We start from the raw sequence: 23855 nt of genomic DNA on the forward strand, positions 1-23855 counted from the left end.
CCATGCGGGGAAAAGGGAATATATGCAAACCATTAGCAGCAAGTATATTGCTGGTGGTAGGTGTGTTTTTTTCCTTGCCGGGAAATGCAGTAAAAAAAGCATGGGCCAAGAGCGATTCCCCTCTCGAGAGGGGTGTAGGGGTGTGTCCTTTGCGAGCGACAGGCAAATCACTTAACACACCCCCGCCAACGCACCTTCTTACGCACCCCCTCTCAAGAGGGGAGTCTGCTTCAAAAATTCCTGTTCGCACCGACATTCTCCTAAAAAACAACTGGCTCTCCACAGCCGATGACAAAAATAGTAACGCCTACAACGGCTTCGAACAGTCCGCGTTCAAGCCAACAAACTGGAAATCCGTTACCATCCCCCACAACTGGGATCAGTACGAAGGTTACCGCCGCCTAAAACATGGCAACAGGCACGGCTACGCCTGGTACCGCACCAATTTCAAAGTCAGTCAGGTTACATCCGGAAAACGCGTGTTCCTGTTTTTTGAGGGCGTAGGTTCTTACGCTACCGTCTGGCTGAATGGCAAAAAGGTAGGTTACCATGCAGGCGGTCGCACTACCTTTACATTGGATGTTACCGATGCCATCAAACCCAACCAACAAAATTTATTAGCCGTTCGTGCCGATCATCCCGCTTCGATACAAGACCTGCCATGGGTTTGCGGTGGCTGCTCTGATGAGGTTGGTTTTTCGGAAGGCTCGCAACCGATGGGGATATTCAGGCCGGTTCATGTCATCGTAACCAATCCTATCCGTATACAACCTTTTGGTGTGCATGTTTGGAACGATACGACAGTATCTGAAAAGTCGGCAACCTTGCAAATGCAAACCGAGGTTAAAAATTATTCTCCACTTCCTAAAAACATCAGCATACTAAATACCTTGTTCGACGCTTCGGGCAAAACTATAAAGCAAACACAAACAAATCAGGTTGTTGCTCCGGGTGCGGATATAACCATCCCGCAAACCGTAAGTATAAGGGAGACGCATTTATGGTCATTGGAACATCCATACTTGTACAAATTAGTTACCGAGATCAAAGAGAACGGTAAAATAACCGACCGTGAAATAACCCCTTACGGCATCCGCTGGATAAGCTGGCCCATCGGCAGAGCAGGTAATAATAAACAGTTTTTGTTGAATGGGAAACCCGTATTTATCAATGGCATTGCCGAGTACGAGCACAAAATGGGTAATAGCCACGCCTTTACCGATGCTGAGATACACACCCGCGTAATGCAGGTGAAGGCCACGGGTTTCAACGCTTTCCGCGATGCCCACCAGCCACATAACTTGGCTTATCAAAACTATTGGGATAAGTTGGGTATCTTATGGTGGCCGCAATTTACTGCCCATATCTGGTACGATTCCCCTGCATTTCGCGAAAACTTCAAGGTGCTGTTAACCGATTGGGTAAAAGAACGCCGCAACAACCCGTCGAACATTTTATGGGGATTGCAGAATGAGAGTAAACTGCCCGAAGCTTTCGCCAAAGAGTGTTCGGAGATCATCCGTAAGCTCGACCCAACGGCATCATCACAACGCAAAATAACCACCTGCAATGGTGGCACCGGCACCGATTGGGACGTGCCCCAAAACTGGACCGGCACCTACGGCGGCGACCCGCAAACTTACGCTGCCGATATAAAGAAACAGGTATTGATAGGGGAGTACGGCGCATGGCGTACCCAAGGTTTACATACCGAAGGGCCTTTTCAGCATAGTGGGCCTTTGAGCGAAGATCGTTTTGCACAATTAATGGAAACCAAAGTACGCCTGGCCGAATCGGTTAAAGACCAGGCCGCGGGGCATTTTCAATGGCTTTTGTACTCGCACGAGAACCCGGGCCGTACACAAAGTGGCGAAGCGTTACGCGATCTTGATAAGGTAGGCCCGGTTAATTACAAGGGCCTGCTAACCATTTGGGGGCAACCTACGGATGCATTTTATATGTACCGCGCAAATTACGCCCCCAATAAAACCGGGCCGATGGTTTATATCTTGTCGCACACATGGCCCGGCCGCTGGTTAACACCAGGTAAAAAAGATAGCATTTCGGTATATTCCAATTGCGATGAGGTGGAACTTTTTAACGATGTTGATCACGTTTCGCTTGGGCGTAAAAAGCGTGGCTCGATAGGTACGCATTTTCAATGGGATGGAGCCGAAATAAAATACAACGTGTTATACGCGGTTGGCTATGTAAATGGAAAGGCCGTCGCGAAGGATAAGGTTGTGCTCAATCATTTGCCGCCAGCGCCACATTTGAAAGCATCGGAAGCATCGCTTACTGATGTTTTGAAACCAACAGCGGACTATACCTATTTATATCGCTTCAATTGCGGCGGCGGCGCATACAAAGATACCTATGGCAATACCTGGAGTGCCGACATGGACACACGGAGTTGGGGCGATGAGTTTAAAGGTTTATCCGGTCAATTTGCAAGTCAGCAACGTACTTTTGATCACATCAGCGGAACAAACAACAGTAAGTTGTTTCAAACGTTCCGTTATGGAATGGATAAGTTGAAATTTCAATTTGAAGTGCCCGACGGCACATACAATATCGATTTGTTTTTTACCGAACCATGGTATGGAGCCGGCGGCGGGATGGATTGCACAGGCTGGAGGCTGTTTGATGTTGCGGTTAATGACGAGGTGAAGATAAAAGATTTGGATATTTTTAAAGAAGCAGGTTATAACGTAGCCCTTAAGAAAACAATATCGGCAACGGTTAAAGGAGGGATGCTCACCGTATCTTTCCCAAATGTTTCTTCGGGTGAGGCGCTGATATCTGCAATCGCGATAAGCTCATTAAAAAAGCAGGTATTATCAAATAATGTACAGCTTGTTTCTGTATCTGATTTTGTCAGTTCAATAAGCCACACGGTAAGCAACCCGCAATTTGAGGCAGAGAACCAACATTGGTTGGATATTGGTGATCAGCAATACAAAGGTTCCGGTATTACAATCAGTAAGTTGCCGCCTGTGCTTTACGGCGCAGAGTGGCTGAAAACGGAGAATAAGCCTTACAATGGTATAACCGAGATAAAGCTTAAGGGAGAAGGAGTGAATGTTTATATAGCCATGAGTGTCAGTCAGGAACAAAGGCCCAATTGGCTTAAAGATTACGAAGTCACCGGCTTGTATCTTGAGAATGACTATAAGGTAGGCTACAAAATGCCAATTTACAAAAAGGTTGTGCCTCACATGAAACTGGAGTTAGGCGAAAATAAAGGCGACTTGCAGTACGTGGTGGCGTTCAAATTTCCTGATCAAATGGAACCTGCTACCGACTTAAAACCAACCGTTTCTTACAAATGGGATGTAGCGAAATTAAACGGTGACGGATTTGTCAAAGAAGAAGTCGGAGGCAAAAAAGGTGTCACATTCAAGTCCGCAACAGCGGCTTCAATAGAATGGGGCATCACTACTGGTGTCGGCGAAAGCCACGAATTACGCATCCGCTATTTTAACCCGACAGGTAAAAAGCTAAGAGGTAAACTCAAACTGTTTGCAGCCGATGGTACGTTAATGAGGGAGGCCGATCTGGAGTTTGGCATTAACCAGCCCGATAAATGGAAATCGGCAACCACAACAACGGGTACCAGTATTAATGCAGGCAATTATAAAATTATCCTTTCGGCAGAGAATGTGGAAGGTTTAAGCATATCAGGATTGGAAGTACAATGAAGCACAAAACCATATATATAATATTCTTTTTGCTATGGTTAAGCAATCATACCTCCGCGCAGCAAAAAGTAACCAACCTGCCCGATGTGCTGACCATGAGCACCGGCAAAAAAGTAACTACTGCCAAACAATGGGAAAAACAACGTAAACCCGAACTCTTAGCATTTTTTAAGCGGGAAATGTATGGGCAAATGCCGGGCAAACCTGCGGGTATCGCTTTCAAAGTATTTGATGAGAATAAGAATGTGCTTGGCGGCAAAGCCACCCGCAAGCAGGTAACAGTTTACTTTACAGGAAACGTTGACGGCCCAAAGATGGATATCCTGATGTATATCCCTAATAAAGTGAAAAGAAAAGTACCCGCCATAGTAGGATTAAATTTCGATGGAAACCAATCTGTAAATGCTGATCCGGCCATAAAGATCACCACCAGTTGGGAAGATAAAGGCACTAAAGGCGTTATAAATAACCACGCTACCGAAGCTATGCGCGGTACTAACGCCAGCCAATGGCCTTTGGAAATGATCATTGATAAAGGCTATGCTATTGCCACCGTTTACCGCGGCGATATTGATCCTGATTTTGAAGGCGGTTTACCATTGGGCGTACGCTCGCTGTACCCCGAACTACAAAACCGTGGCGATAATTTTAGCACGGTGAGTGCCTGGGCATGGGGGTTGAGCCGTATATTGGATTATTTGGAAACAGATAAAGCCATTGATAGTAAGCATGTGGCTGTGTTTGGCTTTTCGCGATTAGGTAAAGCCGCGCTTTGGGCTGGTGTTACCGATGAGCGTTTTAAATTAGTGATCAGTAACGAATCGGGCGCGGGTGGGGCAAAGCTGTTCCATTATACAGCGGGGGAGGGCATCCGCAGGTTGTGCACCAAGTTTCCGCATTGGTTTTGCGGCAACTTTAAAAAGTATATGGATCAGGATTCCATCCTGTCCTTCGATCAGCACATGGTTATCAGCATGATAGCGCCGCGCCCCGTTTATGTAGCCAGTGCGCAGGGTGATAGTAATTCCAACCCCGAAGGGGAGTTTTGGGGAGCAAAAAACGCCGAGCCTGTTTATAAATTGTACAATAGTAATTACAGTTTGCCAACTGATAGCTGGCCCGCGTTAAATACGCCTGCTGTGGGCCGCATAGCCTATCACATTCGCCCGGGCGGCCATGATGTTAAGGATTACGATTGGATACAATACCTCAACTTTGCTGATAAATATTTAAAGAAATGATGAGAAAATACCTTTTGCTGAATATGTTGCTGCTGATCGCGATAAGTACTTTCGCGCAAAGTTTAAGCGTAAGCAACCTGCGTTGCAATAGCCGAAAAGATGCTGATGGCATTGTAACTGCTCACCCTGTATTGAGCTGGAATTTAAACAGCGACGGGCATAATGTTATGCAATCGGCCTATCGCGTTTTAGTTGCTGATGATGCTTCGGTGTTACAAAAAGGCACGGGTAATGTTTGGGATTCGCAAAAGGTAAATTTGGGCGCATCTATAAATGTAGCTTATACCGGTAAGTCATTGCAAGCTGCCAAAACTTATTATTGGCGCGTAATGGTTTGGGATAACCAAAAGCACGCGTCGCAATGGAGCGCCATCGGCAAATGGCAAATGGGCTTATTAACCGTTGCCGATTGGAAAAATGCTGCGTGGATAGGCTACGAAGTCATGCCCGATTCGGTGAAGATATTGCCGCATTTAACCGAAAAAGGAGAGAAAAAGCGTTCTCCCGGGTTAGATATTTTACCCATCCTCCGCAAAAACTTCGCGATAAACAGGCCCGTTAAAAATGCCACCATGTTTATCTCCGGCCTGGGCCATTTTGAAATGAACCTGAACGGACAAAAGGTAGGCGACCATTTTTTGGATGCCGGATGGGTAAACTATCAAAAAGAAGCCCTGTACACCAGTTTTGATCTGACAAATTTGTTGAAGCATGGCGAAAATGCCATTGGTGTAAGCCTGGGTAATGGCATGTATTTTACGCCATCGGGCAGGTACCGAAAATTGACTGTGGCCTATGGCTATCCAAAAATGAAATGCTGCCTGCGTATTGAGTATGCTGATGGCACATCAGAAAATATGGTGAGTAATACTTCTTGGAAAACCACTGCAGGGCCAATTACCTTTTCGGCAATGTATGGCGGCGAGGATTATGATGCCACCAAAGAGCAAGCTGGTTGGGATAAACCGGAATTTGATGATAAAGGTTGGAAAAATGCCTTAGTGGTTGACGGTCCGCCGCAACTGAACCCGCAAACAACCGAACCCTTAAAAATATTTGATGTTTTTGAACCAAAGAAAGTAACACAACCCAAGCCGGGCGTTTGGGTTTATGATCTTGGTCAAAATGCATCCGGCATACCGCAGATCACCGTAAAGGGGAAACGGGGCGATACCGTTAAAATTACCCCTGCCGAGCTATTAACTGCGGATGGGCTGGCTAACCAGAACGCCACCGGCAAATCGCACTATTACACTTATGTGTTAAAAGGAGATGGTGCCGAAACCTGGCAGCCACGTTTTACCTATTACGGGTTCAGGTACGTACAGGTTGATGGCGCTATTCCGCAAGGAGAAGCTAATGCTAACGGTAAACCGCAGGTAATAGCGTTAAAAGGTTTGCACACCCGCAACGCGGCAGCGCAGGTTGGCAGTTTTTGGTGCTCAAATGAGTTGTTCAATAAAACCAATACGCTGATAGATTGGTCGATAAAAAGCAATATGGTGAGTGTGCTTACCGATTGCCCGCACCGCGAAAGGTTGGGCTGGTTAGAGCAGGATAATTTGGTGGGTAACTCGCTGCAATACAATTATGATTTAGAGACCATGTTCAAAAAGGTGATCAACGATATGAAGCTATCGCAAACAGAAGATGGCCTGATACCCGAAATTGCACCCGAGTTTACCGTTTTTGATGGCGGTTTCCGCGATTCGCCGGAGTGGGGCAGCACCGCCATTATGTTACCTTGGTACGTGTACCAATGGTATGGCGATAAGCAGGTTTTGTTTGATAGCTATGATATGATGAAGCGTTATGTAGATTACCTGGAAAAGAAATCGAACAACCATATCTTAACGCAAGGCCTGGGCGATTGGTATGACCTTGGGCCAAAACGTCCCGGCGTATCACAATTAACACCGCAGGGTATTACCGCTACTGCATATTATTATTACGACCTATGCATACTGGCAAAAATTGCCCGTATGGCGGGTAAGCAAGCGGAAGCTTTGGCATTCGAGAAGCGTGGTGTCGAAGTACGTAAAGCATTCAACGATAAGTTTTTTGATAAGGCGACTAAACAATATGGCACCGGTAGCCAAACAGCCAACTCCATTGCGGTGTACATGGGATTGGTTGACCCCGCAGATAAAGCCGCCGTAGTGGATAATATTGTGAAGGATGTGCGTGCCCATAACAACAGCCTCACTGCTGGCGATGTAGGTTACCGTTATTTACTGCGGGTATTAGAGCAGGAAGGCCACTCGGATGTGATATTTGAGATGAACAACCGCTCGGATGTGCCGGGTTATGGTTACCAGTTGGCTAAGGGCGCTACGGCACTGACCGAATCGTGGCAGGCGCTGCCGTCGGTATCAAACAATCACTTTATGCTTGGGCATATTATGGAATGGTTTTACGAAGACCTGGCAGGTATCCGCCCAACAGAAGGTGCGGTGGCTTACAATCACATTGAAATAAGGCCGCAACCTGTAGGCGATGTTACATCAGCGAAAGCTAACTATAATAGTGCTTACGGTTTGATAGCAAGTGATTGGAAGAAACAAGATAAGATTTTTGATCTGACGGTAAATATCCCGGTAAATACTACGGCATCTGTTTATTTACCTGTTGATGCTGCATCAAAAATAATCATGAATGATAAGCCGGTTAGCGGGGTTTACTATAACAATAAGGGTGTGATGATAGCTGTAGGCTCGGGGAGTTATACATTTAGAGCGGTAAAGAAATAGGATATGAATAAGTTGAAATATACAGTTGTTTTTGCTTTTGCGATGTTGCTTTGCGGGAACGCTTTTGCGCAGATGGGCAAGGCGGTGCCCGAAGCTAAGATGAAAGAGATTTATGAGGAAGTAAAAACCCCATACAAATACGGCATGGTGGTAGTGCCCGAAGATAACAGCAAGAAGATAGATTGCCCAACGGTATTCCGTAAAGGTAACAATTGGTTCATGACGTATATCATCTTCAATGGTCGTGGTTATGAAACCTGGATAGCCAAAAGCGCCGACCTGCTTAACTGGAAAACACAGGGCCGTATCCTGTCGTTCCCTGCAGATACCGCAAGCTGGGATTATAACCAAAGGGCAGGTTATGTAGGGCTGCAGGATACCAAATGGGGCGGCAGCTACGAGTTGCAGAAGTATGATGGCAAATACTGGCTATCCTACTTTGGCGGACACGATGCCGGCTATGAAAAAGGGATGCTCTCCATCAGTGTAGCATCTACAGATAAAGACCCATCAACCCCGCACAAATGGCAAACACTGGGCAAACCGGTTTTAAAGGCCAATGACGCGAACGTGAGCTGGTGGGATAACCACACGTTATATAAAGAAACTTTGATATGGGATAAAGCCAAAACAACAGGTTATCCTTTTCTGATGTATTACAATGCCAATGGCGACAGCGTGAACAAAAAGCGTGGTGCCGAGCGCATAGGCATGGCTGTATCTAATGATATGGTGCATTGGGAGCGAAAACTGAAAGACCCTGTGCTGAACCACGGCGCGGGCATTACCGGCGACCCGAACATTGAAAAGATCGGCAACGTATGGGTGATGTTCTACTTCGGTGCATTCTGGTCAACAGAGGGCCCAACCTGGAAAAAGAAAGGCGGGGCATTTAATCGCTTTGCTGCCAGTTATGATCTGGTGAACTGGACAGACTGGACGGGCGATGATCTTATCAAAACAAGCGAAGTGTACGATGGGCAGTTCGCGCATAAATCTTACGTTATCAAATACAAAGGTGTGGTTTACCACTTTTATTGTGCCGTAAACAAAGCCGACCAGCGTGGTATAGCTGTGGCTACATCAAAAGATATGGGCCAAAGCAGCGTGCACTTTGTAGCCCCGCCACCACAAAAAGCAAGATCAGTAGGGCAATGATAATAGAGAAAACAAAAGGTCATGCTGAACTTGTTTCAGCACCCCACGTGCTAAGTATAAGTCTATCCAAATGAGAAACTGCTATCAAATCGTTTTGATTGGGTGCCGAAACAAGTTCGGCATGACTATCTTGTTCTTATGGGTTTGTTCGGTAGCTATCGCCCAATCGCACCAACCATCCGAAAACTTCAACCACGGATGGAAGTTTATCTTGGGCGATGATAGCTTAGCGCGATATGCTAAATACGATGATTCCAAATGGCGACAACTTACTTTGCCACATGATTGGAGCATTGAAGGCACTTTTGATGAAAAAGCAACATCAACCACCAACGAAGGCGCGTTGCCCACGGGCATTGGCTGGTACCGCAAAATATTTACCTTACCTGCTGCATCAGAAGGCAAAAACACCTATATCGATTTTGACGGTGTTTATAAAAATAGCGAGGTTTGGATAAACGGACATTATTTAGGCAAAAGGCCAAATGGCTATATCTCGTTTAGGTATGATTTAACTCCGTATGCAAATTTCGGGAAGGCGAATGTTATCGCTGTAAAGGTAGATAACTCGGAGCAGCCTAATTCGCGGTGGTACTCGGGATCGGGGATATATAGGAATGTGTGGTTGGTGCTTGCTAAACCTCACCATCATGTAGAGCAATGGGGGATACAAGTTACAACCCCAAAAATCACTAACGATATGGCGGTAGTTGAGGTGAAAACTGCGATTGATACAGACAGTTTTGAAAAGCGATTATATCTCAAAACAACAATTATAGATGGTAAAGGAAATAGAGTGGCCTCGGATATATCTTCATTACCTGATGTTGGCTATTCTGTTGGTTGCACAATTGTGAGCCAATTAAAAGTATCTAAACCTCAGTTGTGGTCTGTTGATAAACCTAATCTTTATAAAGCTATAAGTCAGATAGTGGAGAACGGTAAAATAATCAACACTTATACTACTACCTTCGGTATTCGCAGCTTCAACTTCGATGCAGCCAAAGGTTTCTTCCTGAACGGCAAACCGCTCAAAATTCAGGGCGTTTGTGAGCACCATGATCTGGGCGCTTTGGGCGCTGCCGTAAATACAGCCGCTATTGCCCATAAACTGCGCATCCTGAAAGAGATGGGCTGCAATGCTATCCGCACCTCGCATAACCCACCCGCGCCGGAGTTTTTGGACCTGTGCGATAAAATGGGCTTTTTGGTAATGGATGAAGCCTTCGATATGTGGGCCAAAAAGAAGAACAAGTTTGATTACTATCGCGATTGGAAAGCATGGCATAAAATCGATTTAGAAGATCAGATAAAACGTGACCGCAACCACCCATCCGTTTTTATGTGGAGCATTGGTAACGAGATACGCGAGCAGTTTGATACATCGGGCATCCGGATAGCGAAGGAACTGGTTGCAATTGTGAAATCGTTGGATAAAACCCGCCCTGTAACATCCGCCCTGAGCGAAAACAAGCCGGAGAAGAATAATATTTATCAAAGTCACGCTTTAGATGTAGTAGGGCTGAACTACCATGAGGAAGCTTATGCAGATTTTCCGAAGAATTACCCCGGCGAAAAGTTTATCGCTGCTGAAACCATGTCGGCATTAGCTACACGCGGGCATTACGACCCGGTATCGGACACTACGATAAAATGGCCGCATAACTCCAAATCGAAGTTTACCGATGGCAATGCCGACCTTACCGTTTCGGCTTACGATAACGTGGCCGCGTATTGGGGCAGCACGCACGAGACTACCTGGAAGATCATCAAAAAGCACCCTTACCTGTCAGGTATGTTTGTTTGGACGGGTTTTGACTACCTTGGTGAGCCTACGCCATACCCATGGCCCGCGCGCAGTTCGTACTTCGGCATTATCGATCTGGCGGGTTTCCCTAAGGATGTATATTATATGTACCAAAGCGAATGGACTAATAAACCTGTGCTTCATATCCTGCCGCATTGGAACTGGCAAGCCGGTAAAACAGTTGATGTTTGGGCTTACTACAGCCAGGCTGATGAGGTGGAACTATTCCTGAACGGCAGATCATTAGGCGTAAAGCGTAAACAAGGTGATAATCTGCACGTAGCATGGAAAGTAAAGTACGAGCCGGGTATACTTAAAGCGGTATCCCGTTTAAACGGTAAAACCATACTAACAACCGAAGTGAAAACCGCCGGGGCAGCTGCTCAGATACAGCTTGTTGCTGATAGGGGACAACTTAAGGCAGATGGGCAGGATGTTGCGTATATTACCGTACGTGTGTTAGATGCCCGGGGCAATATTGTGCCCGATGCCGATAACCTGATTAACTTTGAAGTAAGCGATGCCGGAACCTTTGCCGCGGCAGATAATGGTTTACAAACCAGCCTCGAATCGTTCAAAGCAAGCCATCACAAAGCATTCAACGGTTTGTGCATGGCTATTGTGCAAAGTAAGGGCAAGGCAGGCAGCATAATTGTTAAGGCGAATGCAATCGGTTTAAAGAAACAATCAATTATTATCAAAACAAAATAAGCTTTATGGTAAGATAGTATAATGTTTGGAGAAGGTGCTATATAAAAGTTACAGCTAACACGGGTAGCTTTATGGTATTATAACCTAAGCCGCATTTAACAGGCTAAACAGTATACTTATGAAGCAACAAAGCATTTTTGACTACATCAATGTGGATGGTTTTTCTTCTACCCCAAAGTACCTGCAACTGGCAAATTCTATCCAGGAGGCTGTTTATGCAGGCAAAATACATAAGGACAGGATATTGCCATCGCTCCATGAACTAACCTACCATCTTGAAATATCAAAAGACACTGCCGATCGCGGTTATAAGTATCTGCGCAAGTTGGGTATACTGTCATCAATCCCCGGCAAGGGCCATTATATTACAGCCACAGATGTTGTACGTCCTTATAAAATATTTTTGTTGATCAATCAATTAAGCACCAACAAAAAGTTGTTTTATGATACTTTTACACAAGCCTTAGGCGAAAACGTCACTATCGATTTTTATGTTTATAATAATGATTTTGGCCTCTTTAAAGAATTGCTCACCACCAGGCGCGATGGTTATACACACTACGTTATTTTACCACATTTTACCGAAGGTGGCGAAGCTGCCAACCGGTTAATTAATACCATCCCGAAAGATAAGCTGATACTTATTGATAAAAATATTAAAGGTGTTGAAAGCGGCTACGGGGGCGTGTTTGAAAACTTTCGTAAGGATATATACAATGCGCTTGAGTTGGCGTTACCTAAGCTAAGTAAGTACGATACCATCAAACTTGTTTACGGACAGGGCAGCTATTTCCCTGCCGAAATTGCGGATGGCTTTCACCTGTTTTGCCAGCAGTACGCGTTTGAGCGCAGCATAATAAAAAGTACGAACAACGAAGAGATAACAAAGGGCCAGGTATTTATCTGCCTTGAAGAAAACGACCTTATCCGCCTGATAGAACGTGTAAGCAAACTTAACCTCAAAGTAGGTAAGGATGTAGGCATCATATCGTATAATGAAACTCCGCTTAAAAAATATATTCTCGATGGTATCACCACTATCTCTACTGATTTTGAACAAATGGGCCAGAAAGCGGCTGAAATGATATTGGGCGATAACATGTCGCATATCGAATTGGATTGCAGGCTAAAACTTCGCTCGTCGTTATAATGAAAGTACTGCCCATTGCCGATCTGGCTGTTATTGTACTTTACCTGCTCGGGATGATTTGGGTAGGTTTTTATTTTTCGCGTAAAAACAAAAGCTCTGAGCAGTTTACAAAAGCCTCCGGTTCAATACCGGGCTGGGCTATCGGCTTATCTATTTATGCTACTTTTTTAAGCAGCAATACCTTTTTGGGTGTACCCGGCAAAGCTTACGGCGGCAACTGGAATGCTTTTGTATTCAGCTTGTCAATGCCATTGGCCGCCTGGATAGCTGTGAAATACTTTGTGCCCTTTTACCGCGGCACCGGCGAAATATCGGCATATACACATTTGGAACATCGTTTTGGCCCATGGGCGCGTACCTATGCCGTAATTTGCTTTTTGCTTACCCAGTTTGCACGTATGGGTTCTATTTTTTTTGGCATCGCGTTAAGCTTGCAGGCACTTACAGGTGTTTCCATGAAACTTATTATGGTTATTATGGGTATCTCAATTATCTTCTACACGGTGCTGGGCGGTATAAAAGCCGTCATCTGGACAGAGGTTGTGCAGGGTATCATCAAAACCCTGGGTGCGGTGCTCATCATTTACCTTATTGTTACCAATATGCCGGGTGGTATCCCTAAAATTATCGAGATCGGCAAGGCTAATAACAAATTCAGTCTCGGCAGCTTCGCTCCCGATTTTACCAAATCAACTTTTTGGGTAGTGCTGTTGTATGGGTTCTTTATCAACCTCAATAATTTTGGTATGGATCAAAATTATGTGCAGCGTTACCATACGGCCGTATCATCAAAACAGGCGGCCAAATCTGTATGGCTTTGTGTGGCTATTTATGTGCCGGCATCATTCTTATTCTTTATTATAGGATCTTGCCTTTACGCTTATTACAGCATTCATCCCGAAATAATTGAGGTGATAAAACACCAGGTAGCGATAGAAAAACTACCAACAACAGCTACAACAACACAAATTGCCGATGCCGTTGCCAAGTTAACGCCTGCCGATTATGGCGACAAGATCATGCCCAACTTTATGGTCACCAAAATACCTGCAGGTTTGGTGGGGCTTATTGTTTCGGCTATTTTGTCCGCGGCCATGAGCACCATCAGTTCGGGCATGAACTCATCAGCAACCGTATTCACGGTAGATATTTATAAACGTTATTTTAAACCGGGCATCAACGAAAAGCAAACACTAAAGTTGCTCCATATCGCTACAGTAGGATTTGGCATGTTGGGAATGGGTGCGGGTATTGCTATGATAGGTGTAAAGAGTATACTAGATGTTTGGTGGACCCTTTCGGGGATTTTTGCTGCGGGTATGCTTGGCTTGTTTTTACTTGGTATGGTGAGTAAGCAAAGCCGAAACCGTGAAGCTATCATCGCTACTATAATTGGGGTACTTGTTATCTTATGGATGACATTCCCTGATATCATACCGGCCGAATATACTTTCCTGCGCAGCTCAATGCATACCAACATGATTATCGTTGTGGGTACATTATCTATCTTTTTGATAGGGGCATTGCTCACCAAAACAAGACAACTAAAAACAACATAATAACGCTACATAATATAATGGAACAAATGCAAAAGGGCTTTATCCCGGTAATGCTTACGCCTTTCAAGGATAATGGTGAGATAGATTATAAAGTACTAACCCAATTAACCGAAATATACCTTAATGCAGGCGCGGCGGGTTTGTTTGCCAACTGCCTGTCGAGCGAAATGTTCGAATTAAGCGATGCCGAAAAGCTACAGGCCATTAAACATATTATTGATGTGGCGGGCGGTTCGGTACCGGTAGTAGCTACAGGCACTTTTGGCGGTGCTATCGAAAAGCAAGCAAGTTTTGTAAAACAAGTTTATGATACAGGCGCTGATGCCGTTATTGTATTGGCAAGCTTAATAGCTGATGAACACGAGGCTGACGATATTTTTAACGAACGTATTTTTAAACTGTTCGACCTTACAGAAAATATTCCGCTCGGGTTTTATGAGTGCCCTGTGCCATACAAACGCCTTTTATCGCCGGACCAACTTAAACAGTTTGTTGGATCGGGCAGGGTTATTTATCATAAAGATACCTGTCTTGACCTCGATCAGATCAAACAAAAATTGAAAGCTGCTCAGGGTAATCCAAAATTTGGATTGTATGATGCTTACATGGTACACGCTGTCGATTCATTAAAAGCGGGAGCGGCAGGATTATCATGCATACAAGGTAATTTCTTCCCCGAGTTGATCGTGTGGTTATGCAATAATTACGCCAACGAAAGCCTTAAACAGCAGGTTGATGATGTACAACAATTTCTGATAGACAACATGGATGTAATGCATAATGTTTATCCTATCATAGCTAAATACTGGCTTAAAAAAAGAGGATTAGAAATATCAACCTTTACCCGCCGTAATGTTGGCACTTTTACCACACCTATAAAACATCAGATAGAGAGCTTATACGGCAATTATAACGTATTGCAAAACCAGATAGGGCTGCGCGTTTGATGTGCAGATGAGTAAATGTGCGTATGTGCAAATGAAAAGTTTAGCTAATTATTTCTCATAACTAGCACATCTGAAAGTACGCACATTTGCACATCAAATTAGTTGTGTAAATACTTACGCTTATACTCCAGCGGCGTCATATTAGTCACTTTTTTAAAGTGACGGTAAAAGTTGGATACGTTGTTAAAGCCGCATTCAAAACACAAAACCTCGGTAGGTAGCTTATCTTCAATTAAAAAGCGGCAGGCATGGCTTATCCTGATCTCGGTTAAAAAGTCCGAATAAGTTTTCTTGGTCATCAATTTAAAATACCTGCAAAATGAGGTGACGCTCAGGTTACCGATAGACGATATTTCTTCCAGGCTGATCTCTTTTTTATAATTAGCCAGCGTATATGAGCACACTTTGTTCAGTCTGATGGTATCCGATTCGTTCGATTGATGAAACTCATTATGAGCAAGCGTTATCGGTTTAAAGTTCTCATTTTCGGCCAGTACTTTTAGTATAGAAAGCAGCACAATGATACGGTCAAGGTTTGTTGCATCAACAGCCTTACGCATTAAATTGGCCAACTCAGTTTTAGCTTTACCTTCAATAATTAAACCGCCTTTAGCTTTTTCAAACAGCTTTGGTAATAAATATGCTTCGGGTAAATTAAGCAGGTATTTTCCCAGGCAATCCGGTAAAAAATGGATAACGATCACCTCGACATTCAGGCCTGAGTCTTGCTGAAAGTACTCTTCTTTGCAGCGCCAGCAATGAGGTAAATTTTCGCCAAGCAACGTAATCTCGCCGGCCGAAAAATTACTGATATTATCACCAATAAAACGTACTCCCTCGCCCTTTATCACAAAGTGCAGTTCCAGCTCAGGGTGATAGTGCCATATCCCCCTAAAAGTGGGTAAAATATCATGCCGTATACTGAACGAATTTTGAGGCTTAACATCAACTTTTAGAAAATGGGGCTTCATCTTATAAATACTAAATTATTAGTTAAAATACAATTGGTTTACAATATTTTCAGGTCGCGATAAGCTTTTTTAGATAATTGGTAAATATGGCCTATCTATCAGGTTTGTTACTTTTGCTAATTTACAGATTTGCGCTGTTTTATACAATACAATTATAAAAAATTAATGCCATTGTTATGATAAGATTATACAATAACAAGATAACAATTGGCAGAAATGTACACTGCCTATACTTCATATTTGTATTGTAAAGTGTGTTTTAAACAAAAAACACTCATACTAAATTATAAACCAAGAGCCCACGCTATACATTTTTGCAAACAGGTAAGTAACGATATTGATCGGCGACTTAACTTGAAAAACAGCTACGAAATAATTTGTCATGATGAAATTGGCAATGCGATTCGGATTAAGGCTGTAATATATTATGCAAGTATTATAGCTGCCGCGATAATTAATAACCAAGGTAAATGTCAACCACACAGAAGCAAGTTTTATTAGTAGTAAGCGGAGATTTACGCCTGGCTGCAAATCAAATATGCTGGCCCGAACAAGAGCGTGCCGAAGGCTTGCTTATTGCTGCTATGGCTAAGATCGGTTGGTCTGTAAAACGCGCGCACCCGTACGATCCGGAGAAAAAACACGGCTTTATTGATTCTCAAAAAATGGGCATCAAAGTATTCCGCGAACTGGATCCAAATCAACCTCTAATTGTACTGGAAACTGTTTGGCAATATACCCATCACGTGTTAGCAGGTTTGTTTACACATAAAGGCCCAATTTTAACTTTAGCCAATTGGAGCGGTACTGCGCCGGGTTTGGTAGGGATGCTAAACCTAAACGGTTCACTAACCAAAGCAGGCGTAAAGTACAGCACTTTGTGGAGCGAAAATTTCGATGACAAATTCTTTTTAGATAGCCTGAACGAATGGATAAGCACCGGCATGATCAAGCACGATCAAAGCCATGTTGTTAGCTTCGATAATATAAAGATACCATTAGCCGATGAGTTAGAAGGCCGTTCATTCGCACGCCAGCTAAAAGCTAATAAAACCATAATGGGGATATTTGATGAAGGCTGTATGGGTATGTATAATGCCATTGTGCCCGATGAATTGTTGCATCCTACAGGCTTTTTTAAAGAGCGCCTGAGCCAATCGGCATTATATGCGGCTATGCAGAATGTTACCGATGCTGAAGCCCGGGAAATATTGGATTGGTTGCTGCAAAAAGGTATGAAATTTAATTGGGGAAGCGATGAAGCTACCGAATTGACCGAGCGCCAGACTTTGGAGCAATGTAAAATGTACATTGCTGCTACCCGTATAGCGCATGAGTTTGGTTGCGGAACTATTGGCATACAATACCAGCAAGGCTTAAAAGACTTAACTGTAGCCAGCGATCTGGTGGAAGGTTTATTAAATAACCAGGACCGTCCGCCGGTATTTTCGGCTGATGGCGAACTGCTATATCCAAATCAGGCATTACCACATTTTAACGAGGTTGATGAGTGTGCCGGTATAGATGCATATGTTACCTACAACTTATGGAAACAAATGGGCATGCCCGGTGAAAATACTTTGCACGATCTGCGTTGGGGCCAGCATTATAAAGGCGAGGGTGTAAATGATTTTGTTTGGGTATTCCTGATATCAGGTGCGGTACCTGCCGCGCACTTTGCCGGTGGCTATAAAGATGCCAGCAGCGAGCGCCAGCCTGCCATGTTTTTCCGCCTGGGCGGAGGCAGCCTGAAAGGGGTAAGCAAACCCGGCCATATTGTTTGGAGCCGTATTTATGTAATGGACGGCCAGCTGCATAGCGATATTGGGGTAGGTGAGTCGGTATTATTGCCTGAAGAAGAAACCAACCGCCGCTGGGAAGCTACTACACCACAGTGGCCAATAATGAATGCGGTATTAAAGGGCGTTAGCCGTGATCAGATGATGGCACGCCATAAAGCAAACCATATACACGTAGTTTATGCTACTGATGAGGCACAGGCACACAAAGCGTGCCGTATTAAAGCAGCAACCCTGGCCGAACTGGGTATCCAGGTACATGTTTGCGGAGATGTTGACTATAAAGGAGCACGATTTAATTAATAAGAATGAAGAAGTTTTTAGCCATAGCGCTTGTTTTAATGTTTATTGTTACCGTGGTGAGTAATGCCCAAAGCATTGATGCTGATAAAGCTGCACAATACACCAAAACCATTACCGACCGCGCCGATAAAATAGTTGCCAAGCTGGCAATTACCGATTCGGCAAAATATAAACGTGTATTGGCTATTATCGTAGATCAGTACCGAAAGATTAATGACCTGCACGATAACCGCGATGCCCTTGCCAAAGCAATAAAGGAGCAGGCCGGCGATGATAAAGCAGCCGCAACATCAAAAACCAAAGCGCTTGACGATGAACTCCAGGTGAAAATAAACACGCTGCATACTACCTATTTAACAAAATTGAATGAGCAATTACCTGCCGATAAAGTAGAAAAGGTAAAAGACGAAATGGTTTATAACCTGGTTAACGTAACCTATAACGCATACCTTGATGAGATATTAACATTAACTGATGTACAAAAAGCACAAATAAAAACCTGGCTGATAGAGGCCCGTGAAATTGCAATGGATGCTGAGTCATCAAATAAAAAACATGCGGTGTTTGGAAAATACAAAGGCCGCATAAACAATTACCTCTCGGCACAAGGCTATGACCTTAAAAAGGAAGGTGCCGACTGGGAAGCCCGCAGAAAAGCAAAGAATTAAAACCCAATTATATAAACCAATGATAGCGAACCAAATATGAAACTAAAACCCCAATTATTATGAGAAAAATTTTCCTCTTATTTTTTTTGATGCTTTCAATAGGCATTGCGGCCAATGCCCAAAACAGAACCGTCACCGGTACTGTAATAGGCAAAGACGATAAAGCCCCGCTGATAGGGGTAACCATTACGGTTAAAGGGAGTGCTACTTCTACAGCAACCGATGTTAATGGTAAATTTTCCATCAAGGTAACCAATTTACAAAACGTTGTTATAGGCGCTAAATACCTTGGTTATGAATACCAGGAAATTACCCTGAAACCGGATGTTAAAGTGGTTGACTTTACATTATCACCCACAAACTCCAACCTGAATGAGGTTATAGTGGTTGGTTACGGTACCAAAAAACGATCGGAAGTAATTGGTGGCGTGGCTACTATAAAAGCTGAAGAAATTGCCGACATTCCGGCACCAAATATCGCGGGTGCATTACGTAACCGTATAGCGGGCTTAGGTGTAAGCCAAACTTCGGGCCGCCCTGGTGCTACCATTTCGCTTAATGTAAGAAACTCGCAAATATCTTCAAACTCTCCTCCGGGTGTTACAACCGAGCCTTTGTACGTTATTGACGGCGTAATTTCAACTACCGATCAGTTTAATGCAATAGATCCTTCATTGGTAGAAGACCTTACCATACTAAAAGATGCATCGGCTGCCATTTATGGTGCCAGCGGTTCAAAAGGGGTAATTTTAATTACTACCAAAAAAGGTAAGGTTGGTAAACCTAAATTTACTTATAATGGTTATACAGGTATTTCTGATGCTGTAGCGATACCGAAAATGTTATCGGCTTACCAACAGGCTAAGCTTATTAATGATAACCTTGACCAGCAGGGTTTTGCATCTGCCAGCTCATACTTTTCTCAGGCCGACCTTGATTACTTGAAAACAGCACCTTATAAAAGCTGGTTTGATGAATTATGGAAACCCGCGGTTATGCAAAGACATAACCTGCAAATGAGTGGCGGTACTGAAAAATTACTGTTTTTTGTTGGTGGTAGCTTCCAGAACGAGGATGCCAACTACGCGGGTATGCGCAATACTAAATATGGTTTCCGCAGTGGTATTACCGCTACTTTTAGCGAAAGCCTGAAAGCTGATGTTAGTTTTAATCTGAATTACGGAAACAAGTATAGCAATAATGATTTGGGCACTGATCAGGATCAGGCTTTCTTCCAGAGTCTGATTACCACGCCACAGTGGATACCTATCCAAATTAACGGTATGCCGGTAAGTTTCAACAAAAACCCACTGGGTATTACTAATTCAGGATATTTCGAGAGTAAATCGAACTCGGATTATACGCTAAATGCAGCGCTTACTTACACACCAAAACCGATACCAGGTTTATCAATGCGTTTTCAGATGGCACAAAACGGTACAGCAGGGCATTCAACTGCCTATACCGCGCCATACAAACAATATGATTTTGTAAAAACCGGCAATAATAATGCCTTGTATACCCAAACACTACTAAGCGTTGGAGATGGAGTATCTGCTGCCAATGCGCGATATGAGCCTATACAAAACTATGCTAACAGATACCAGGCTGATATTACTGTTAATTATGCTAAATCTATCGGTAAAAATAGTATCAGTGTGTTATTAGGTGGTGAGCAATCTCAAAGCTCTTCAGAGAATCTTGATATTTATTTCCAAAATCAGATTATTCCTAACCAGGTTGAATCATGGGCATTTGACCCGGCCTTAACCTTTAAATCGAACACTAAAAGCGAAAGCATTAAGCAATCATTCTTTGGCAGGTTCAGTTATGATTTTTCAAAAAAATATTTCATAGATGCTATTGGCCGTTTTGATGCCTCTACCAATTTCGCTACCGACAACGCCTGGGGTTTCTTCCCAAATGTTGGTTTAGCTTGGATCATTTCAGAAGAAGGATTCTTTAAAAACTTTACAAAATTAGACTTTATATCGTTTCTTAAAGTTAAAGCAAATTTCGGCTTGACCGGTGACGACCGTATACAATCGCGCTTATGGCAGGCAACTTATACCGTGGATCCTGCTAATACCGGCTATGTTTACAATAATACCAATGCGCCGTCGGCCAACGTATCAGCATATCCAAATCCGGATATCACCTGGGAGAAAAAACGTAGCTTAAATATAGGTCTTGAAGCTTCGATGTTTAAAGGTCAGTTTACTTTTGGTTTTGATTACTTCCACGATTATGCTTACGATCAGTTTGATAAGAACGGATCAACTAACTTTCCTTATTATGCAGGTTTTCCGTCACAATATGTTAATAACGAAAATCACCACACATACGGTACCGAGTTTACTTTAGGGTATAATCACAAATTTGATAAAGGCCTGTCTTTCAGTAGCAGTGTTAACTTTGGTTTCAGCACAAGTTATGTAAGCCAGGTGTTTCAAAATCCATACCAGTATTTCCAAAACACACCTACCGATTGGCAGATTAGCCAGGGTGTTAACACTAAAGTTTACAACACAGGTAACATCGGTTTAATTTCAAAAGGTATATTAAAAACCCAGGCTGATGTTGATGCATTGTTAAAAAAGAACCCTAACTACACCATCTATAAATTGATGCCTGAGCCAGGCTGGTTAGATTACGAGGATACCAATAACGATGGCCACATTGATGATTTTGATATGGTGCCGATGTACAAAAACGGAACAGACCCTGTTCTTAATTTAGGCTGGAATTTTGGACTTGATTACAAAGGGCTTTCACTACGTACCAATGTGGTATCCAGATTTGGAGGTCATGTGTTTTATGATAGTAAAGCACTGGTAAAACCAACCCTAACCGTTAACGTGCCTGCATATTGGAATGATCACTGGTCGCCTCAAAACCCAGACGGTATGCTACCAAGGTCTGATGATGCATCTGCCGGAAAAAACTCTACCTTTTGGGCAAGAAGCGCCACTTTGGTACGTATCAATAATATGTCGTTAGCTTATACTTTGCCTTCTAAATGGCTGGCCCGTACAGGATTAAGTAGCTTAAGGGTAATTGTAACAGGTAATAACCTGTGGACAATTGTGAACCCGTTACCTTACAAAGATCCTTACACCTCATCTATTTATGATTACCCTACTATCAGAACTATTTCTGCAGGTTTAACGCTAGGCTTATAAAAACTAAATCATGAAAACAAAAAATATAATATACAAAGCAGCAACTAAAACTACGGTTGTGTTTTGTGCGCTTGCTTTAGTATTTTTAGCAGGCTGCAAAAAAGATTTCCAGGTACCCGCTCATAGTTCAATAGATGCGGCAGTACTATGGAACGACGAAGGTTCTGTGCAGTATCATTTAAACGGTACCTACCAGGTAATAATGCCCGACTACCCTTATGAAGTGGCTGCTTTATTACAGGAATTTGCGAGCGATGAGAATATAGGATCAGCTACTGACGGTACTCTTAAGGCAATAATGGGCATTGGCACTGTGCTTACTTCTAATGATGTTAAAATTATTGGTAGTAAATACCAGGGTAGTAACAAAGGAGATAACAGGTATTTTGACATTGCCCGTTGTAACGATGGTATTGGTAATCTGCCTACTTCAACAATGCCAGCAGCTACCCAGAAGAAACTTATTGGTCAGTATTATATGCTAAGGGCAATGGCTTATTTTGACCTTGTAAGGTTATACGGCGGCGTTCCCTTGATATTGAGAACTCAAAGTCCGTCAAATTTTGAAACTGTACCCCGCTCTAATGCACAAGCTTGTTTTACCCAAATTGTGAAAGATCTAGATTCTGCAGCGGTTAATTTGAATGGTGTTACCTATGCTGACGCTTCAGAAAGAGGTAAACTCACCAAACTCGCAGCAGTTTGCTATAAAGCAAAAGTATTGCTGTACTGGGCAAGCCCGCAGTTTAATCCTGTAGGTGATCCGGCACATCCTTATAAAGATGAACGTTGGGCAGACGCTTTGGTTGCCAATAAAGCGGCTTATGATCTTTGCCAAACTTCAGGCATTAGTTTAATGCCCGATTACAGTACTATTTTTCAAACAGAAGGTACGGGCAATACGGAGGCTATTATGGTGCGTTCGTATTCTACATCGATAGAAAAAAGAGGTAATAACGTAGAGTCTAAAGTTCGTCCGGCGGGTGCAACATTTACCGGCGGTACCGGATCTGATTATTATGTAGCTACACAGCGGATGCTGGATGCATATACTATGGCAGATGGTACGCCTATTAGCCAGGCCGGCGCTGCTTATGATAGTTTTATGTATTGGAAAAACCGTGACCCGCGTTTTGCCCAAACAATTGCCTATAACGGCAGCAACTGGAAACTGAACGGTACTGCTGCCAGGAAACAGTGGACGTATAATGGTGAGATTGAAGGAAGTACTAAACCATTTTATTGCAAACGTTTCAGTGATCCTAATCTGGCTGCCGCGTCTGTTGCTATCGTAGCAGATAAGGGCGGTAATGGTTTTGACTGGATCGAGTTGCGTTATGCCGAAGTTTTATTGAATTATGCCGAATGTCTGAACGAAACAGGAGATCTGGTTACTGCAAAAAATATGGTACGCCTGATAAGGCAACGGGCCAAAGTGCTTATCGGAACTAAAGACTACGGTTTAGATTACGCCACCGACAAAGCCAGCATGCGTACCCTGATTGCTAACGAGCGTATGGTTGAATTTGCTTTTGAAGGCAAACGCGGTTGGGATTTGAGAAGAACAAGGAAGTTTCATGAGTTAAGCGGCTTCTTAACCGTTGCAGGTGAGTCGATCAGCACGGTGCCTAATGTTCCTGCTACGCCTACTAAAAAGGATCAACTCGAAACGCTTGATGCGAATGGCATACGTGGGCGCGATAAAATAGATATGAGTATCGCAACTACTTACATCAATTATTTTACACGTAACTTAATATATGGTAATAATACACAGGCCATATCCATTTCAGCATCACAATGCTATTTTTATGGGTTACCAAATTCATTCCTTTTATCATCTCCGCTGCTTGATCAAACCCTGGGTTGGGATAACGGAACATTTGATCCACTTAAATAAAGAAATCA

Annotated in this window: 13 protein-coding genes; 12 read left to right on the plus strand and 1 reads right to left on the minus strand. The window is 43.4% G+C overall.

Annotation, left to right across the window (positions count from 1 at the left end; genetic code table 11):
• Nucleotides 1-2: 2 nt before the first annotated feature.
• The 8 genes from KXQ82_RS04745 (at nt 3) to KXQ82_RS04780 (ending at nt 15024) form a co-directional block, all read left to right on the plus strand.
• Entirely contained in the window at nt 3-3701 is a 3699-nt protein-coding gene (locus KXQ82_RS04745; protein ID WP_219487015.1) for a malectin domain-containing carbohydrate-binding protein, read from the plus strand.
• Nucleotides 3698-4942: a glucuronyl esterase domain-containing protein gene (locus KXQ82_RS04750; protein ID WP_219487016.1), complete on the plus strand. Its 1245-nt coding sequence runs from the start codon at nt 3698-3700 to the stop codon at nt 4940-4942. Before KXQ82_RS04745 ends, KXQ82_RS04750 begins: the two co-directional genes overlap by 4 nt.
• A complete protein-coding gene (locus KXQ82_RS04755; RefSeq protein ID WP_219487017.1) occupies nt 4939-7692 on the plus strand; it encodes a glycoside hydrolase family 78 protein in 2754 nt (917 codons plus the stop codon). Before KXQ82_RS04750 ends, KXQ82_RS04755 begins: the two co-directional genes overlap by 4 nt.
• A gap of 3 nt (nt 7693-7695) precedes the next feature.
• Nucleotides 7696-8850 carry a glycoside hydrolase family protein gene (locus KXQ82_RS04760; RefSeq protein ID WP_255563438.1) on the plus strand — a complete coding sequence of 385 codons (1155 nt, stop codon included), beginning with the start codon at nt 7696-7698 and terminating at the stop codon, nt 8848-8850.
• 121 nt (nt 8851-8971) lie between these two features.
• The gene (gene galB / locus KXQ82_RS04765; protein WP_219487018.1) at nt 8972-11368 is read left to right on the plus strand and encodes a beta-galactosidase GalB; all 2397 of its coding nucleotides are present in this window, start codon (nt 8972-8974) and stop codon (nt 11366-11368) included.
• 118 nt (nt 11369-11486) lie between these two features.
• Nucleotides 11487-12518 (plus strand): substrate-binding domain-containing protein, encoded by a 1032-nt coding sequence (locus tag KXQ82_RS04770; protein ID WP_219487019.1) that lies wholly within the window; start codon nt 11487-11489, stop codon nt 12516-12518.
• Nucleotides 12518-14077 (plus strand): sodium:solute symporter family protein, encoded by a 1560-nt coding sequence (locus tag KXQ82_RS04775; protein WP_219487020.1) that lies wholly within the window; start codon nt 12518-12520, stop codon nt 14075-14077. Before KXQ82_RS04770 ends, KXQ82_RS04775 begins: the two co-directional genes overlap by 1 nt.
• Nucleotides 14078-14094: 17 nt before the next feature.
• Complete coding sequence (locus tag KXQ82_RS04780) at nt 14095-15024, plus strand: dihydrodipicolinate synthase family protein (protein WP_219487021.1); 930 nt, start codon at nt 14095-14097, stop codon at nt 15022-15024.
• Between the two features lie 98 nt (nt 15025-15122).
• Here the strand turns inward: KXQ82_RS04780 and KXQ82_RS04785 are convergent, their stop codons facing one another.
• Nucleotides 15123-15995 (minus strand): AraC family transcriptional regulator, encoded by an 873-nt coding sequence (locus tag KXQ82_RS04785; RefSeq protein WP_219487022.1) that lies wholly within the window; start codon nt 15993-15995, stop codon nt 15123-15125.
• 470 nt (nt 15996-16465) lie between these two features.
• Here KXQ82_RS04785 and KXQ82_RS04790 point away from each other — a divergent pair, with 470 nt between their 5' ends.
• The 4 genes from KXQ82_RS04790 to KXQ82_RS04805 are packed head-to-tail and all read left to right on the plus strand — an operon-like array spanning nt 16466 to nt 23847.
• Nucleotides 16466-18097 (plus strand): fucose isomerase, encoded by a 1632-nt coding sequence (locus KXQ82_RS04790; protein WP_219487023.1) that lies wholly within the window; start codon nt 16466-16468, stop codon nt 18095-18097.
• 5 nt (nt 18098-18102) lie between these two features.
• Nucleotides 18103-18765 (plus strand): DUF3826 domain-containing protein, encoded by a 663-nt coding sequence (locus KXQ82_RS04795; protein ID WP_219487024.1) that lies wholly within the window; start codon nt 18103-18105, stop codon nt 18763-18765.
• A gap of 59 nt (nt 18766-18824) precedes the next feature.
• Complete coding sequence (locus KXQ82_RS04800; RefSeq protein WP_219487025.1) at nt 18825-21947, plus strand: SusC/RagA family TonB-linked outer membrane protein; 3123 nt, start codon at nt 18825-18827, stop codon at nt 21945-21947.
• A gap of 10 nt (nt 21948-21957) precedes the next feature.
• On the plus strand, nt 21958-23847 hold the full coding sequence (locus tag KXQ82_RS04805) for a RagB/SusD family nutrient uptake outer membrane protein (RefSeq protein ID WP_219487026.1): 1890 nt from the start codon (nt 21958-21960) through the stop codon (nt 23845-23847).
• Nucleotides 23848-23855: the final 8 nt, after the last annotated feature.

It is taken from the genome of Mucilaginibacter rivuli (assembly GCF_019391655.1).
Taxonomy (GTDB): Bacteria; Bacteroidota; Bacteroidia; order Sphingobacteriales; family Sphingobacteriaceae; genus Mucilaginibacter; species Mucilaginibacter rivuli.